At 69.2% G+C, this 1,085-nt stretch carries 1 protein-coding gene; it reads right to left on the bottom strand.

Annotated elements, in window-relative coordinates; genetic code table 11:
• On the bottom strand, positions 1-1,085 hold a 1,085-nt coding region (locus tag ACZ4VL_RS40880; protein WP_468211147.1), incomplete at both ends, for a transposase.

Genomic DNA, 1,085 nt, shown 5'->3' with positions numbered 1-1,085 from the left:
GGGATGCCGTTGGCTCATTCGCCCCGTTGAGCTTGTGCTCGGCGGGGCGAAGTGCTGCCAGGTGGGAGGTGCGGGTTCGGGCGCGGGGCCTGTTGATGCTCCAGGCATCAATGCGTGCAAGGTTGATCGCGGTCGCGGTGAGCTGGTGCTGGAGCCGGGTCTTGGCGAGCCCGTGGTAGCGGCATTGACGCAGGTTGGTGACTCGGACGGCGTGGGAGATGGTGCCCTCGATACCGTTGCGGGCCGCGTAGCGTTCCCGCCACTCGGGGGTTCCCTCGGCGGCACGGGCCTCCCGGATCGCTTCGTGTTCGGCACGGGGCCGGAGCGTGATCTCCCGGTGGGGCCGGGTGGCTGAGTTGATGCACTGGGGCCGGGAGGGGCAGGAGCGGCAGTCCTTGGGCGAGAACTGGATTCGGATGACCGGGGTGCCGCGGTGCGGGAGTGCGTCACGCCACTGGCCGGTGGTCATGCCGTTCGGGCAGGTCACGGTCCTGTTGTCCCAGTCCACGGCGAATGCGTCCTGCCCATAGGGTCCAGTGGCCTGGGCGGTGGTGTTGCCGGCGATGGGGCCGGTCAGGGTGATGCCGTGGCGGGTTCGGGCGGTGACGATGCGGGGACCGTCGAGGTAGCCCGCGTCCAGCAGGTGTTCGCCGGGCAGCAGGTCTTTGGTGGCGAGAGTGTCGTGGACGGTGTCGGTGGCCTTGATGTCGGGGACGGTGGCGTCGGTGGTCAGCACGTTCGTGATCAGGTGAGCGGTGTCCGGGTCGCAGGTCTCGGTGAGATGCACTTTGAACCCGTCCCATTTGATGTCGCGCTTCACGCTCGCGCGGGCCTCGGTGTCATAGGGGCTGACCAGGCGTAAAGCGCCTGGCGGGCACTCTTTTGGGTCCCGCCACCTCACCTCGCCCTCCGCGTCGACCGCGTACTGCTGGACCCATACCCGGCGCAGGGTCTGGACGGCGGGCAGCTCGCGCAGCCAGCAGGGCGCGTCAGCTGCGTGCACGTCGGCGAGCAGGCGCATGCCGTCCCGGCCGGTCTGTTCGGCCAGCTCAGTGCGCTTGCCCTGGCCCGAGGGAAGCCAGTAG

The organism is Streptomyces sp. NPDC029014 (assembly GCF_055564695.1).
The sequence above is the reverse complement of the archived record's forward strand: the minus strand, read 5'-3'. Positions and strand labels throughout refer to the sequence as shown.